We start from the raw sequence: 14,935 nt of genomic DNA on the forward strand, positions 1-14,935 counted from the left end.
GCGAGCAGCGCGATGGCCACACCCGCCGCGAGGCCCTTCACCAGGGTCAGGTATTCGTCCTTCATCGTCATCCGCCCCGCATCCGTTCCCATGCTGTTCGGTGAGCGGGGTCGCCACGGGTGCCGGGAGTTCATGGGGTCATGCCGCGGCGCGGTGCTGGACGCCGGCCAGGACGACGAGCCCCGCCTCGTCGCAGAAGGACACCTCGCCCATGTCAAGGACCAGCAGCCGGCCGCTGGACCGCGGCACGCCCACCAGGTGCTCGCGCGGCGCCGGCGCCGCGGCGGCGTCCAACCCGCCGTGCAGCGCGACGATGGTGTGGCCGGGGCGCCGGTGGGCCGGCATCCGCACCTCGGACGGCGCCGCGGCCGGACCGTCGGTGGCGGGTGCGGCGGTCACGAACGTGGTCATCGTTGATCTCCGATCACCGGGCGCCCCGCGGCGGCCCGGGAAGCAGTGATGAGCGGCACGGAATCGTGCGGCTCAGGGTCGGGCGGTGGAGATGTCGCAGGAGGCCAGGATCTCCTCAGGCGGAACATCGCCGCCCGGGGCCGTCGCCTTGGCCAGGGCCTCCTCCGCGGAGGGCCTGGACGTTTCGGACGGTATGACCAGAAGCAGGATCGGCTCCGCGCGCCCGCAGGCGACCGCGACCATGTGATCGAGGTGGGGCAGCCAGCCCACCCTGATGGCCCGCCCCAGCGCCGTGATGCGGAGCGGGACGTGCTGCCAGTCGTCGAAGTCGATGGTCAGCCGGGTGGCCATGCCCAGCCGGTCGGCCAGGGCGATCACCAGCTCGGTGAGCTCGGCCGCCGCGTCGCGCGACCGGGGCCACCAGCCGCCGTCCATGATCCCGCGCCCGGTGTCACCCGGCACCAGCCGAAGCCGGGACATCGTCGGCGGCGGAAGCAGGGCCGGCGGCGGGAGCACGGCCGGCGCGGCCGCGCCGGGAACGTGTACGAGTTGAGTGCTGTGGTGGGCCATCTCGAAGGCCCCAATTCTCGGTCCGGCGAGGACCGGGTCGTGATCCCCGAGAACGGCGCCGACATGGCGGCCCGCGCACGAAGTACTCTCGGCTCCACCAGCCTACGCCACCGGATCCTCCCTGGGCGGGGCATACGCCATGCATCGCATGGCAGGCTCGCGTTCATCGGTGTCTCGCCCATCGCCCGCCGGTGCGGCCCCGCGGGGCGCCGATGAACACCGCGGCGTGCCGGGCGGCCGGCCGGGCCGCACCAGGCCCAGGCGGCTTTGCAGGTCATTGCCCTTGAGCAGGCGCCGCACCGCGTAGCGTGAAGGGTGACGCAGGTTATCCGGGTGCCGATGATCAATCGGCGTTCCGCGACGCGCGGTCGGGGGCCGAGGGGCCGAGGACCGATCGGGGTGCTACGTCGGCGGTGCCACGGCCGCGAGCCTTCGGGGCCCCGAGGCGGTGCGGGCCGCATTCGCCGGTGGACGCTCTGCCGACTCCGTTCGCCCGCGATCTGCGTCGGGATCGGAGTGACATCATGAACACGACGTACACGTCCGAAGGCCATACCGGCACTCATCCGCAGGTGGCGCTGTCGGTGGTGCGCCGGCCCATGTACACGGTCGCAGCCCTGCAAGGCGACCTCGACATGCTGACCGCCCCGGCGCTGCACGACAGGCTTCTGGAGTTGCTGCACCCAGGGCAGCGGATCCTGGTGCTGGACCTGTCACATCTGTGGTTCTGCGATGCGGCCGGGATATCCGTCCTGATCAGTGCCTGGCACGCCGCTCTGGCGCTGGGCGTCTCGATGCGTCTCGCCGCTCCCCGCTCCTACGTCGCGAAGACCCTTGACGACGCCGCCCTGGAGCACGGCCTCGCGACCTACCCGACCCTGGCGCGAGCGCTCAAGCAGCCGGTTCCTCCGGCCCTCGCGCCGGCTGCGGTCTGACCCGCCCACGGGGGCGTCGGACGGCCCGTTGAAAAACGGCCATGCGGACCACTGCCGAACCCCGCGTTCGCCGCCGCTCGGGCCGCCGGCCGTCCCCACGGCATGACGGCCCGTGCTCCCGGCCGGTGCCTCATGGTCGCAGGAGGGGCTTGGCGAGGTGGTCGGCGGTGCCGCCGCGCCATTCGATGAGGAAGAGGGTGGCGTCGTCGCTGGTGATTCCGCCTCTCTCCTGCATGAGTGTGTGGGAGAGGTGGCGCACCATCTGCTGGACGGTCGCGCTGGCGGGGCTGATGCGTTCGAGGGTGGCGATGAGGCGTTGTTCGCCGAATTGTTCTCCGCCGGTGGTGTGCTCTTCTACGAGGCCGTCGGTGTAGGCCAGGACCCGGTCGCCGGGGCGGAGCCGCCGGTGGTTGATCTGGGGTGTCGAGCCGCCGAAGCCGACGGGGAGTGTGCCGTGGCCTTCCAGTGCGCAGATGACCTTGTGGTCGCGGATCAGCATGGGCGCGGGGTGGCCGGCGTTGACCCATTCCAGGTGGCCGGTCCCGATGTTCAGGCGCATCATCTGCGCGGTGACGAAGTGGTCGGGGCCGAACTGGGCGTCGATGGCGGTGTCCATGAACGCGTAGAGCTCGGCGAGGCCGGCTTCGGCGCGTCTTGCGTGCCGGTAGGCGCCCACGGCGACGGTGGCCAGGACCGCGGCGTTCAGACCGTGGCCCATCGCGTCGATCATGGCCAGGTGCAGGACGTCGTCGTTGAGGGCGTAGTCGAGGCTGTCTCCGGCGACGTCGTAGGCGGGTTCGAGGATTCCGGCGACGGCGACCTGCGGGGTCGTCATGGTGAGCGGGGGCAGCAGGGACCATTGGATCTCCGCGGGCACGCTCATCGGCGCGCGCCGCCGCACGCGCAGGAACTGGTCGGTGTAGTTGTTCTTGGTCACCAGCATGTCGGCGACCAGGCCCGCGAGCCGCCGCAGCAGCCGGCGGTCGTCATCGTCGACGCTGTCGAGGGTCAGGGACATCACGCCGATCTCGTCACTGCCGTCCAGCAGCGGCAGGAACATCCGCACACCGTCGGCCTGCCGGTGCTCGACGACGGTCTCGGACAGGAACGCGCGACCGGCCGGAGAATCCGACAATGACAGCGGTTCGCCGTCGGTGAGGCCCCGGCCCGGCAGCGGCACCAGCGTCAGCTGGGCGTAGTCCTGCAACAGGATCGAGATGTCCCGGCCGCCGATCGCGCGGACCTCCTCGGCCACCAGCGGCGCGATGAGCTGGGGCGGCATCTCGTGTGCCCGGTCCAGCAACTGTCCCAGCAGCCGCTCACCGAAACCCTCGCTCCGATCGACGGAGTCCCCGGGTCCAGTTGATCTTCCCACACCCGCCTATGTGCCCCATCGCCGCATTGAAGACTCTAAGTATCCGAGCAAGTTCTCATCGTGATCGGGCCAGCCCCCGGACTTCGACCAGTTCACCGTCGAGATGTGTCGCGCCGCGGACGTCACCCCGACGGCGCGACCAGGGCACCGTCGACGGCATCCGCGCCGCGTCCGCGCTGGTCTGCGCCCGCGGCATGGCCGGACGGCATGGTCGGCCGGTCGCCGCAGACCAGCCCGCCGGCTGACCCGCCGGCCCCGGAGCCGCCGGGCCCCGCGCTGTGATCGGTCGAGGCGGTCGGTTCTGCACATGCCGACGGTGGCCTATCTACCGGCCCGTCCGGCCCCGGGGTACGTGCGGGTAGTCGGAGGATCGGTGCTGGAACGCCAGGACGGCGGGGTTCTGGACGACGCCGTCGCGGATCTCGACGGCCCGCCGGATGGTCTTGTCGGCCTCCCAGGCGGCGGGGCCCCCGAGGACGGTGGCCAGGTGCGGGATCAGGGCCTGGCTGATCTCCCAGGTCGCGGAGTCCCACAGGTAGGAGGGGCTGTGGTCGACGCCGTAGTGGTGGATGTTGTGGCCGACGGTGAACATGGGGTCGGTGAAGGTGGTCGGCCGGGCCCATTCGAAGCCCATGCCCGCGTCGCAGGAGACGTCGACGATGAGGGTGCCGGAGGAGAAGACCGGCAGGTCGTTGTTCGCCGCGAACATCAGCGGTGCGCCGGTGTCCTGCAGGACGCAGTTGACGACGATGTCGTGCCGTGCGAGGAACGCGGCCGTCGCGATCGGGCCGTCGTCGGTGAGGGCACGGGTACAGCCGGGCCGCTCCGGGTCGCGGTCGAAATGGACGATCTGGGCCGAGTGGATGGGCGAGCCGACGGCGCTGACGCCCCGGGCGGTCAGGACGTGGACGTCGTGGACGCCGTGGGCGTTGAGGGCCGTGACCGCGCCCCGGGCGGTCGCCCCGAAGCTGATGACGGCGGCGCGCCGCCGTCTGCCGTAGGCGCCGGTGGATCCGGTGAGGGCCAGCGCGTGCAGGACGGAGCAGTAGCCGGCGAGCTCGTTGTTCTTGTGGAAGACGTGCAGGTTGAACCCACCGTCGGCCGTCCAGTGGTTCATCGCCTCGAACGCGATCAGCGTGAGCCGCCCGTCGATGGCGGCCTGGGTGAGTTCCCGGTCCTGGACGCAGTGCGGCCAGCCCCACAGGATCTGGCCGGGGCGCAGTTCCTTGAGGTCGTGAGGCTGCGGTTTGAGCAGCAGGACGACGTCGCAGTCGGCGATGAGCCGGTCGCGGGGGAGCAGTCCGGCGACCCGGGGAGCGAGTTCCTCATCGGAGATGCCGAAGCCTTCGCCGTAGCCGCGTTCGAGATAGATGCGAGAGCGCAGGCCCGGGCCGATCCGCTGAAGGTGCAGCGGGTGGATCGGCTGCCGATGCTCGTTCTCCTTGGCCGTGCGAGCCAGGACACCCAGGCTCAGACCGGTGCGGGGGTTCAGCGGCGCCACCATGGCGCCAGGGCGGGGTGAGCCGTTCAAGGTCGGCAAGACGTCCCCTCTCGGGGGTGAGCCGGTGGGGCGGGTCAGCCTCAGGGCTGGATGTCGCGGTTCACCGGCTCTTCAGACCATACGCGGTGATTCCGCTGCGGTGGCGTGCACGGCCGCCGCTGCGGCGGACCGTCGGGTGTTGGCCTCGGCGGACCGCTGCTCGGCGGATGGAGCCGGAGAGGTGTAGATCTACCGCAGAACACGGGCGAGCCGGCTCCAGTGCGTCTTGGAGGCATGCGGCAGCGACGAGTGGACCAGGTGCAGGCTGCACGGTGGCCTGCGGCCATATCTCCTCAATGGCCTCCGGCAGCCCCTCGAGCCCATCGCAGCAGGCGATGGGCTCCTCCTGCACGCCTTGGTTGCGGAGTTCGGCCAGCACGTCGCGTTCGCCGTGGCAGTGGATGCCCAGCGCCACGTAGATCGGGCGGTCGGTCACCTGACCTTGACGGATTTGACGTACAGGGCGTCGGTCAGCACGAGCGGGCAGACGCTGTCGAGCGGCCGGGCTCTCCAGGTGGGCGGGCGTGCTTGGGCACGATCTGCGGGGTGAACTCGCCCGCCCGTCCCGCGGAACCTGGATCCGAACCGAGCAGGCCTCGGGTGACACCGTCTTTATCGAGCTGCCATTGCGGTGGTTGCCGGATGGGGCGGTCGGGCGTTCACCCGCTCATGGCCCAGATGCTCGGCCACCTGGCGAGGGCCCCCGGCGCTGTGGCGGGTGCTGCAGGAGCCCTCGTTGGTGACCTGCAGCGCAGGGATGCGGCAAAGTCCTGGCAGTGTTCTTGGCCCGTGGTGTTGCTGTGGACTGGGACAGTGACATTGCCGCCGGAAGCGGGGTGGGTGGAAGGCCGGACGCCGGCTTGCGCGGCCTTTCCCCTGCCGTGGAGGCTTCAGTCGTTGTCAGGCGTGCTGTTGCAGGCCCTCGATGAGGAGGGACAGCAGCCTGGGAGTGTCCTGCGGCCGTTGTTCGGCGGCCACGGCGATGCCGTTGGTGACGCACAGCAGCTCGGCGACCGTGAGGTCGGGGCGGATGGCGGCGTCGTCCTGGGCGCGGCTGAGCAGCTTCGCGGCGGCGTCGCGCATCCCCTGGCAGGATGCGGACAGCTCTGCCTCCGGGTCGCGCGCGGCGTCGAGGACGGATGCGGCCAGGCCACGGTACGTGGTGACGTGGGCGATGAAGGACCACAGCCAGCCGGCCAGCGCGGCTAGGGAATCGGGGGCGTCCATGCTGTCTTCTGCCGCCGTGCGCAGGTCGTCGTAGCGGCCGGCGAGCAGTGCCTGCACGAGGTCCCGGCGGTCGGGAAGTGCCGGTACAAGGTGGCGTTGCCGGCCCCGGCGCGCTTGGCGATGTCGTCCAGGGCCGCGCTGGTGCCCTGCTCGGCGAAGACCTCTGCGGCGGCATAAAGCAGCCGCTCATAGCTGCGTCGGGCGTCGGCGCGCGTCGGCTTGCCGCTGGTCATATCCCTCCTCTGGGCAAGGCATTGCAAAAACGGGGACTTTCCCCGTATTGTCCGGGACTGTCCAGTCCCGCGCAGGCCCCGGCCCGGCAGGGACGCAAGGAACGGCTCGGCTGGCGGGCCGGCATCGCCCTGACCATCATCGTGTCCTGCCAGCTGATGCTGGTCGTGGACTCCTCGATCGTGAACGTCGCGCTGCCGTCCGTCCAGCGCGGCCTGCACTTCTCGCCCACCGGGCTGGCTTGGGTGCCCAGCCTTTACACGCTGGTCTTCGGCGGGCTGCTGCTGGTCGGCGGCCGGGCCGGCGACATCTGGGGACGTCGGCGGATGCTGGTAACGGGCATCGCGGTGTTCTCTGCTGCGTCCCTGGTCGGCGGGTGCGCCACCTCGGCCGGCTGGCTGCTGGCCGCCAGGGCGGTTCAGGGCGCGGGCGGCGCGCTCGCCGGGCCGAGCACGCTGTCGCTGATCGCGGCCAACTTCCCCGAGGGTCAGGCGCGCAACCGGGCATTCGGCGCGTTCTCCATGGTCGCCGGCTTCGGCGTCGCGCTCGGCTACCTGCTCGGCGGCGTCCTCACCGCCGAGCTGTCGTGGCGGTGGGTGATGTTCGTCAACGTGCCGTTCGGCACCGCTGTGATCATGCTCGCCCCTCGCTTCATCAGCGAGCCCGAACGCCACCCGGGCCGGATCGACTGGGCCGGAGCCATCACCTCGACGCTGGGCATGGGCGCGCTCGCCTACGCCTTCATCCGGGTCGGCGAGGCTGGGTGGAGTGACGGCCGGGCGATCGGCGCGTTCGCCGCTGCGGCCGTCCTGACCGGCGCCTTCGTGGCCTGGCAGGCCCGCGCCGCCTACCCGGTCATGCCGCTGCGGCTGTTCGCCGACCGCAACCGGGCGGCCGGGCTGGCGAACATGTTCCTGCTCGCTATCTCCCTCACGGGCACCGTCTACTTCCTCAGCCAGCTCCTTCAGGAGGCCTACGGGATGAGCCCACTGCGCTCCGGCCTGGCCGTGCTCGTCACCGCGTTCGGCATCGCCTCCAGGAACGCCGCCGCCCACCCCCGGCCCGGCCTGTCCCCGGTGCAGCAGTCCCGGAACGTCCTCGCGCACGGCATCGCGGCCGGCTTCACTCTCGCCACCATCTTCTGCGGCTGCGCGCTCGTGCTCGCCATCACCGCGATCCAGTCGCAGGGCCCCCGCCAGAATGCCGCATAACCAGTCCGGCGACCTCGCCGCAAGCCCAACAGTGACGCCCCTCAGCGGAACCGTCCCGTAACCGCCAAGCGCAAGGCGAGAGACCCAGGCCCGCCGATGACATCCTGGGCAGCAGGCTCTGCTGGTGCTGGTCCACCTGCGCAAGGGCGAGACCTTCGCAGAGCTCGGGGCCGGGTTCGGGGTGTCGACGAGTACGGCTTGGCGGTATGTCGAGGAGGCGGTGGCGCTGCTGTCGGCGCGGTCGCCGAAGCTGACGGCGGCGTTGCGCAAGGCAAGGAGGACGGGCTGCACCTGCTGGTGCTGGTGCTGGACGGGACGCTCATCGCCACCGACCGGGTGCGGGCCGACCGGCCGTATCAAGGCGCCGAGGCCTCGGTGGTCATCACCCCGTACACGGGACGCAACAAGCCTGAGTCCCAAAGGCAGGCCAACCGCTCGCACGCCAAGCTCCGCGGACCCGGCGAACGCGCGAACGCCCAGCTGAAGTCGTGGAAGCTGCTCCGCAAGCTCCGCTGCAGCCCCTCCAAGGCCGGCCACCTGGTCAAGGCCATCGCCGTCCTACAGAACTACGAGATCACCCGAGGATGAAAAAGGGTCAGTGATCGGCAGTGATCGCGATGATCTTCAATCAGTTCAGTCGTCCGCCGGCCCTCAGCTGTGACTGGTAGGTCTCGAGCATCTTGTCTGCGATGACAGGCCAGGCGTAGCTTCGCGCGTTCTCGGCTCCGGCCGCGCCCATGCGAGTGCGGATACCGGGGTTGTCGAGGAGCGAATAGAGGGCGTTGCTGAAAGCTGCCGCATCGCCGGGTGGCACGAGGATGCCGGTCGTTCCGTCGCGGACGTGCTCGCGCAGGCCGCCGACCGCGGACGCGATGACGGGGACACCGCAGGCGGCTGCTTCGAGGGCAGCCGTGCCGAAAGGCTCGTAGTGCGGTGCACAGACAAAGACATCAGCAGAACGTAGGAGTTCGGGCACGCGTCCGTGCGTTATCCGGCCGAGAAATTCGATTCTATTGTCTGCTCCGTGGCGCTGGGCGAGCACGCGAAGGTCCTGCACCGCGGGGTCCGTCGGGAGGTCATCGCGGGGTGGGCCTCCGGCGATGAGGAGTTCGGCATCGGCCGCTCTGGGGAGCCGGGCGAAGGCGTTGATCACCGTATGCACACCTTTGCGAGTGACCAGTCGTCCGGCGGTGACGACGCGCAGCCGACCGTTGCGGGCCAAGGCTGAGCCCTGGGGTGTGAAACGGGTCAGGTTCACTCCGACCGGAATGACGGTGATCTTGGAATGCGGGACGCCGTTTGCGCGGGTCAGGTAGCCGACTTCCTCCGGCGTCAAAGCGACGATGGCGTCCGCGACCTGGGCAACAGTGCGTTCGGATCCGACTCTCTCTCTCTCTCTCTCGATGATCGGTTGTGGCGGCTTCGGGATGATAGGCGATCCGTTCCAGGCCCAATGCGTGGAAGGTGGTGACCACAGGGATCGCTGTGCGGCGTGCTCCGGCGAGGGCTGCGATGCCGCTCATCCAGTAGTGCGCGTGGACCAGATCGGGTGGTTCCTCTTGCCAGCGCAGGGCCAGTTGGTCGCCGAAGTCGCCCATCAGCGGCGCCAGGTCCTCCTTGGGGAGTTGGCGGGCGGGCCCGGCGGGAACGTGGATCACCTCCGCACCGGGAGCGAACCGGACCCGCTCGGGCTGGTTCGACGATGTGCGGCGGGTGAACACCGTGACCCGGTGGCCACGGGACGCCAACTCGAGGGAGAGTTCACGGACGTAAACGTTCTGCCCTCCTGAGTCTGTGCTGCCGATGTCCTCGGCCAGAGGGCTGGCGTGCTCCGATACTTGGGCGATGTGCAGCGGGGAATCGGGCATGCCGGGAGTATCTCCCACCGTTCTCACTCCCGTCACTCCTGCCCCGGCCCGCTTCGCGTGGACAAAGGCACCGGTGTTCACAGAGACTCGACCCATGGTGAACCCGATGGATGATGCGATCGAGTCCGGCTCCGGCGCGTCGGCGGGTCGGGACATCCATCAGCATGGGCAGTTCGTCGCGGGACGCGACACCCATATCGGGACGATGAGCATCCATTATCACCAGCCGGAGGTGCCGCAGCCCAGGGGGCCTGTGAGTCGGCTGCGCCGCAGGGGGACGACGTTCATCGGCCGGGCCGCGGAGCGCGCGAGCCTGCGCGAGTGGATGGACTACGACCGCAATCCGTTCCCGTTGGCGAACGTTCTCAACGGCCCTGGAAGCGGAAAGACCTCGCTTGCGCTCCAGGTGGCGCGGGATGTCGCTCCCTCCTATCCAGGTGGACAGCTGTTTCTGGAGCTGAGCCAGGCCGGACTGCCGGAGTTGGATGTCTCCGAAGCGGTCTTCCGGCTGCTGCTACAGCTCGGGGTCGCCGAGAGCCGGATCCCCGGGAGCCTCGCGGGCCGAATCGAAGTCTTCCATGCTGAACTGCGCAAACCGACGCTGCTCGTGCTCGACAGTGTGACATCGGCCCAACAGGTTATGGACTTGCTGCCGAGCCGGGCCGACTGTGGAGTGCTCATGACGTCCCGGCGCAGTTTCTCAGAGTTGGAGGACATCCGGGAAATGGATCTGGGCAGCATGACTGATGACGAGGCATATGCCCTGCTGGAAGCCCGTATCGGCGCCGACCGGGTCGCCGCCGATCCGGACGCCGCGCGCAAGATCATCCAATTGTGCGGCGGGCTGCCGCTCGCTCTGCACATGGCCGGAGCGCAGCTGACGAAACCCGCTAACAGGCGGCTGCCACTGGCGAGGTTCGCCGACCGGCTCGCGGCCGAGCGGCTGGACCTGCTCAAGACCGACCACCTGGACCTGCGAACCAGCTTTCGGTCAGCTACCGGGAACTCAGCCCGGAGGCCGCGCGGCATTTCCGGCTTCTCAGCCTGATCGCGGTTCCCGACTTCGGGGACGCCTTGGCGGCGGCCGTCGACGGCACAGCGGCGTGGGAGGACACGCTCGCCGAGTTGTTCAACACGCATCTGATCGAACCCGTCGGGCAGGATCGGGCGCGCTTCCACGATCTCGTCAAGGTGTTCGCACAGGAGAGAGCCGAGAACGAGGACACCCGGACCGAGCGCGAAGCCGCAGTGGACAGGGCGATGGCATGGGCCCTCGATGCCGCCGCCGGCTGGGGACGGCATATCGGTGTCGACGGCCGCCGAACCGCGGACGGTGACGCGTATGCGACGGCCCTGCAGGGTCTGGACAACGAGTACGCGACGTTGATGGCCATCGTCAGGCAAGCGACCGTCATCGGACGCCATGACGTTCCGTGGCGCGTCATCTCGAACCTGGCGGGCTTCTTCGAGGTCCGCGGGCACTGGGCGGACTGGCTGGAAGGCGCGGAACTCGCCATCGAATCCGCCTCCAGGCTCGATGACCCAGAGGCGCTGGGTGTTGCGCGGCACATGCGCTCTTGGCCTTTGCGGGAAAACCGCCGGCTCACTGAGGCCATTGAGGAGAGCGTGGCGGCACTGAGCCTGCTCCGGGCCGTTCCTGCGGCAGAGGTATCGTGTGCCGACGTCCTGTCCCATCTGGGCACGCTGTATCGCGAGACGCACCGGTACGATGAGGCGGAGAATTGTCTTCAGTTGGCAGTGGAGATCTTCCGCTCCGCCGCGGACGCCCATGGTGAGGGCCTCGTCCTGCGCACGCTGGGGCATGTCCAGTTCTGGCGCCGAGATCTCGACGATGCCGCCGCGACTCTGACCAGAGCGGTGGACTTGCTGCGCTCGGTTGGTGATCGGGCGGCCGAGGGGTGGTCGCACAACAACCTGACCTCGGTGCGGGGCGCGCAGTGGCGCTACGCCGAGGCCGAGCGCCACCACCATCAGGCACTGGACCTCTTCGAGCAGATCGAGCATCGGCAGGGGCAGGCCTGGGCCCACAATCACATGGGCCGGATCCTGCGGCAATACGGCCGTACCGGCGAAGCCGTGGAACACAACCGCAAGGCCCTCGAGGTGTTCGGGGAGATCGGCGACCTGTACGGCGAGGGATGGGCCCTCCTGCATCTCGGCGCGGCGCTTCAGGACGTTGACCATTTGCGGAGCGCCCAGCAGATCTTCGCCGCGATGAACGTCCCGGAACACGAGGGGCTCGGGGCGTCTTTGATGTGGCAAGGACGCTTCCGCGCCGACGCCACGGCGCTCAATGAGGCCATCGGCCACTTCGAGGTCGTCGGCAGCCTCACCGGCCACGGGAACGCACTGCGCGAGCGGGCCGACATCGAACGCGCCACAGGAGACCATCAGATGGCCGCGCGCTCCTACGAGGAGGCACTGACTTACCTGCGGCGGGCCGCCGATCCGCATGGGGAGGCCCTGGCGCTCTTCGGCCTCGCCGAAATCGATCCGGCAGGCGGGCATGCCACGGTGGCCGAGGCCATCATGACGCACCTCGGTCTGCCGAACCCCTGAAAGCCGTCGACCCGTCCAAGAGAGGACTCCCATGGAACCCGTCACTTTGGCCGCTGCCGCGGTGGGTGCGCTCGTCCCGTATCTCGGCCAGATCGCCGGCGGTGGACTTGCGCGTCTGGGAGAGGCCGCGTCCGACGGCGCATCCCAGCGAATCGCCGAACTCTACAAGGCGATCCGGGGCCGTATCGCTGGTGCCCACTACGAAGAGGCCGTCCTGGACGGTGCCGAGGCTCAACCCGACAACGAAGGCCGAAGGACCGCGCTGCAAAACGTCATTGCCGAACTGATCGAGGCCGATCCCGACTTCGCGACGCGCCTCGAACGGCTCGTCGAAGAGCTCAAGGCCGTCGATGCGCGCCACCTCCAGGTCGCCGACTCCGGAGCGGTCGCCGGAGGCGACTTCCACCAGTCCGGGACCTACGTCGCCGGCCGCGACCTGCGCATCGGCGACGTACCGTAGCACGCTCCGCTGCTCGGCGGACGAACGCCGCGCGCTCACCCGATCATGATCAGCGAGCCGAAGAGGTGCGGAAGCAGCGGGACACCTCGGGCCGGGAGCCCTGTGCCTGCCGAGAATCACGTCGGTGCAGGCGAGAGGCATAGGAGGTGGTGGGCTCCGACGCGAAGCTTGGTCAGTTGCAGAGCAGACGACGGCGCGGCGTTCGGTGCGGGATGACGAATGGTTGTGCTCTTGCGATCGGCCTACCTGACCGTGGCGAACACGTTCGCGGTGCTGCGCCTTCTCCCGGATCGGGAGAGGTCACCGCCGGCAGCGAGTCGACGACCAGCCTGCTGGGCGCCGCCGCCCGCACCCTCGCCGACGACCAAGACCTGGCCGACCGGCTCCGCGCCGACCCCGACCAGATCGAGGCGTTCGTAGAAGAGACACTGCGGCTGCACAGCCCGTTCCGCGGCCACTTCCGCGTCACCACCCGCGACACCGAACTCGGCGGCGTGCACCTTCCCGCCCGATCCCGCCTGATGCTGCTGTGGGGCGCGGTCAACCGCGACCCCGCCGCCTACCCTGCCCCCACACCCTCGACCTGCACGGACCCGCGATCAAATCGCACACCGCGTTCGGCCGCGGCATCCACTTCTGCATCGGCGCCCACCTGGCCCGCCTGGAAACCGTCCTGGCCGTGCGCACCCTCCTGGATCAGGGCGCCTTCCACGCCACCTCACCCGCGCCCAGTACGTGCCCAGCCTCGTGATCCGCCGCCTCACCCACCTCAACCTGGCCTTCGCCCCCTCCAACGCCGGATGACCCCGCCACCATCACGAATAGGGGATCTGGCCCCTGAGCCACTGGCCGGACGCCGATCAAGCATCACAGTGCCGATCCTCCTTGCGGGTCGGCCGCCGCGGCCGCTCACCGCGCTCGAGCCGGCTCCATGCCGTCAAAGTGTGCCAACGACCCGGTGCACGGGGACTCGTTGCCGCCCTCGACCGCGAGGTTCTCGGTGCTGCTCAATCTCATCAACACCGAACCGCCCGGGGACACAGGGGTTGCCGGAACTCATCGAGAAACGTCGCCGGCAGGTGTGTACAGAACTTTGGGTGCGGCATTCCCCTGCCGGACGGCAAGAGACGCGTCCGCGGTCGGCTGCTGGGCCTGTCAGGTGCCGTTCACCTCGAGCACTACCTGCGCGACGAGCTTGCTCGCCGCGTCGACGGGCTCACCGAGGGAGCCCTCGACTGGGTCCGTGCGGACGTCGTCCATCAGCGCGCTGTCTTCGAGGTGGAGTTCATGGCGAAATGGCGAATCGGTGTCAGACAAGTCCTGGCGTACTCCGCTCAGACGCTTCTGGAACCGACGCCTGCCCTGTTCGGCGAGGCCACGAACGGTGAGCGCGCCCGGACCTTTGAGGCGGACAACGAGCTGCCAGAGCACGCCGCCGGGGTCGCGGACGCAACTGATCTGGACCTTGGGGGACAGGGTCCGGTGCTCGGCCTTCCTGTCGATCTCCGCCTGGGCGACCATCGCCTGCGCCGACCGGTCGGCGTGCCCCTCGGAGCGATGGGCCGCGATCCAGGTGCCGAGCGCGGTGGGGAAGGAGGCCACGGCCATGATCGCCTGGACGGCGTCGAAGGTGCTCACGGGAGAAACGTACGAGCGGCACCCTGCCCGACACGCTGCATTCGCCGGAGTCCGCATAGAACGTCCGACCAGGAGGGGAGGACGGTCAGAAGGGTGCCCCATAGCCGATGACGTCGAAGTCGAGGGCTGATCTGTACGCGGCGATCCACCGTGACCACCGCCACTTGACCACACCGACGCACCCTTCCTCACCGGTCGAACGCTCTGGGCTGCCTGCGAGCACTTGATCGGTACGATGATCTCCTCTAGACAGGGCGTTCGTGGATGAGAACATGACCTCTGTGCTGGCGGCCTTCATAGGAGTGGTCGGCGCCCTCGGCGGAACACTCATGGGCGCTTGGATGCAACGAAGAGCCACCCTGGAACAGATCGCCGCGCAAGAGAGGGCCGAGCAGCGCGGTCAACTTCGCGCCGACCGCAGCGCGTCCTATGCGGAGGTCATGGACGCCTCCGAACGGTTCATTGCTTCCCTCGATGACATCGTGGCAGCCCGGCGTGAGTCCGCAGGTCCGCAGGGCCCGACCAGCGGCTGGGGGCAGATGCGCGAGGAGAGCCGGACGGCCATGAGGAGGCTCCGCCGCGCGATATGGAACGTGAGGGTGGCCGGACCGGAGGACATGGCCGACCTCGCAAAAGAGCTCTACGACGTGAACATGCATCGCTTCAAGATCGCGTTCGACGAAACCCTCACCTTTGCGGAGATGGACGAGCAACTCCGCCACGAGAACTCCGAGTTCCGGCGGATGCGCTCACGCTTCGTCGCAGGTGCCCAGCGCATACTCGGCAACGGTGGAGGGCCTTCCCCCTGAAGTGTGGACACCCTGAAGCCTGGATCATGGGTCCAGGGGAAGGAGGTGTCTTTGATGGCGCTGAAGCACTATCCGGAGGA

Annotated in this window: 16 protein-coding genes and 2 pseudogenes; 8 read left to right on the top strand and 10 right to left on the bottom strand. The window is 69.1% G+C overall.

Translation table 11 applies throughout. The annotated features are described in order from the left end of the window. Positions 1-138: 138 nt before the first annotated feature. Complete coding sequence (locus tag AB0C78_RS38875; RefSeq protein ID WP_360758240.1) at positions 139-411, bottom strand: STAS domain-containing protein; 273 nt, start codon at positions 409-411, stop codon at positions 139-141. A gap of 72 nt (positions 412-483) precedes the next feature. Next, positions 484-891, bottom strand: coding sequence for a DUF5994 family protein (locus AB0C78_RS38880; protein ID WP_360758242.1), 408 nt, complete (start codon positions 889-891; stop codon positions 484-486). A 614-nt stretch (positions 892-1,505) separates the two neighbouring features. On the opposite strand from AB0C78_RS38880, the gene AB0C78_RS38885 reads away from it, so the two are divergent. Next, the gene (locus AB0C78_RS38885; protein WP_360758244.1) at positions 1,506-1,916 is read left to right on the top strand and encodes an STAS domain-containing protein; all 411 of its coding nucleotides are present in this window, start codon (positions 1,506-1,508) and stop codon (positions 1,914-1,916) included. A gap of 130 nt (positions 1,917-2,046) precedes the next feature. On the opposite strand, the gene AB0C78_RS38890 is transcribed toward AB0C78_RS38885, so the two are convergent. The 5 genes from AB0C78_RS38890 to AB0C78_RS38910 all read right to left on the bottom strand — a co-directional run bounded on the left by AB0C78_RS38890 (position 2,047) and on the right by AB0C78_RS38910 (position 6,291). Next, on the bottom strand, positions 2,047-3,219 hold the full coding sequence (locus tag AB0C78_RS38890; protein ID WP_360758246.1) for a PP2C family protein-serine/threonine phosphatase: 1,173 nt from the start codon (positions 3,217-3,219) through the stop codon (positions 2,047-2,049). A 397-nt stretch (positions 3,220-3,616) separates the two neighbouring features. Continuing rightward, a complete protein-coding gene (locus tag AB0C78_RS38895) occupies positions 3,617-4,831 on the bottom strand; it encodes a N(5)-(carboxyethyl)ornithine synthase (protein WP_360758248.1) in 1,215 nt (404 codons plus the stop codon). A gap of 61 nt (positions 4,832-4,892) precedes the next feature. Next, entirely contained in the window at positions 4,893-5,438 is a 546-nt protein-coding gene (locus tag AB0C78_RS38900; protein ID WP_360758250.1) for a transposase, read from the bottom strand. Between the two features lie 293 nt (positions 5,439-5,731). Then, a complete protein-coding gene (locus tag AB0C78_RS38905) occupies positions 5,732-6,058 on the bottom strand; it encodes a hypothetical protein (protein ID WP_360758252.1) in 327 nt (108 codons plus the stop codon). After that, positions 6,037-6,291: a helix-turn-helix domain-containing protein gene (locus tag AB0C78_RS38910; RefSeq protein WP_360758254.1), complete on the bottom strand. Its 255-nt coding sequence runs from the start codon at positions 6,289-6,291 to the stop codon at positions 6,037-6,039. Before AB0C78_RS38910 ends, AB0C78_RS38905 begins: the two co-directional genes overlap by 22 nt. A 21-nt stretch (positions 6,292-6,312) precedes the next feature. Between AB0C78_RS38910 and AB0C78_RS38915 the strand changes: the two genes are divergently transcribed. Together AB0C78_RS38915 and AB0C78_RS38920 are read left to right on the top strand one after the other, a co-directional pair. Beyond that, positions 6,313-7,500 carry an MFS transporter gene (locus tag AB0C78_RS38915; protein ID WP_360758256.1) on the top strand — a complete coding sequence of 396 codons (1,188 nt, stop codon included), beginning with the start codon at positions 6,313-6,315 and terminating at the stop codon, positions 7,498-7,500. Continuing rightward, positions 7,490-8,088: pseudogene (locus tag AB0C78_RS38920) on the top strand (transposase family protein). The gene AB0C78_RS38915 and the pseudogene AB0C78_RS38920 overlap by 11 nt, the downstream one beginning before the upstream one ends. Positions 8,089-8,128: 40 nt before the next feature. On the opposite strand, the gene AB0C78_RS38925 reads toward AB0C78_RS38920, so the two are convergent. Together AB0C78_RS38925 and AB0C78_RS38930 are read right to left on the bottom strand one after the other, a co-directional pair. After that, a complete protein-coding gene (locus tag AB0C78_RS38925; RefSeq protein WP_360758272.1) occupies positions 8,129-8,977 on the bottom strand; it encodes a glycosyltransferase in 849 nt (282 codons plus the stop codon). After that, a pseudogene (locus tag AB0C78_RS38930) lies at positions 8,934-9,524 on the bottom strand (glycosyltransferase); the annotation flags it as partial. The gene AB0C78_RS38925 and the pseudogene AB0C78_RS38930, both read right to left, overlap by 44 nt. Between AB0C78_RS38930 and AB0C78_RS38935 the strand changes: the two are divergent. The 3 genes from AB0C78_RS38935 to AB0C78_RS38945 are packed head-to-tail and all read left to right on the top strand — an operon-like array spanning position 9,463 to position 12,408. Further along, the gene (locus AB0C78_RS38935) at positions 9,463-10,416 is read left to right on the top strand and encodes an NB-ARC domain-containing protein (RefSeq protein WP_360758258.1); all 954 of its coding nucleotides are present in this window, start codon (positions 9,463-9,465) and stop codon (positions 10,414-10,416) included. The pseudogene AB0C78_RS38930 and the gene AB0C78_RS38935 overlap by 62 nt on opposite strands. Before the next feature lie 26 nt (positions 10,417-10,442). After that, positions 10,443-11,948 carry a tetratricopeptide repeat protein gene (locus AB0C78_RS38940; protein WP_360758260.1) on the top strand — a complete coding sequence of 502 codons (1,506 nt, stop codon included), beginning with the start codon at positions 10,443-10,445 and terminating at the stop codon, positions 11,946-11,948. A gap of 31 nt (positions 11,949-11,979) precedes the next feature. Further along, complete coding sequence (locus AB0C78_RS38945; protein WP_360758262.1) at positions 11,980-12,408, top strand: hypothetical protein; 429 nt, start codon at positions 11,980-11,982, stop codon at positions 12,406-12,408. A gap of 242 nt (positions 12,409-12,650) precedes the next feature. Here the strand turns inward: AB0C78_RS38945 and AB0C78_RS38950 are convergent, their stop codons facing one another. After that, positions 12,651-12,908: a hypothetical protein gene (locus AB0C78_RS38950; RefSeq protein ID WP_360758264.1), complete on the bottom strand. Its 258-nt coding sequence runs from the start codon at positions 12,906-12,908 to the stop codon at positions 12,651-12,653. On the opposite strand from AB0C78_RS38950, the gene AB0C78_RS38955 reads away from it, so the two are divergent. Then, positions 12,843-13,796, top strand: a complete 954-nt coding sequence (locus tag AB0C78_RS38955) for a hypothetical protein (protein ID WP_360758274.1) — start codon at positions 12,843-12,845, stop codon at positions 13,794-13,796. The two genes, AB0C78_RS38950 and AB0C78_RS38955, sit on opposite strands and share 66 nt — an antisense overlap. A 522-nt stretch (positions 13,797-14,318) precedes the next feature. After that, entirely contained in the window at positions 14,319-14,855 is a 537-nt protein-coding gene (locus AB0C78_RS38960) for a hypothetical protein (protein WP_360758266.1), read from the top strand. Positions 14,856-14,935 lie beyond the last annotated feature (80 nt).

The sequence above is a fragment of the Actinomadura sp. NPDC048394 genome, from assembly GCF_040651755.1.
Classification (GTDB): domain Bacteria; phylum Actinomycetota; class Actinomycetes; order Streptosporangiales; family Streptosporangiaceae; genus Spirillospora; species Spirillospora montaniterrae.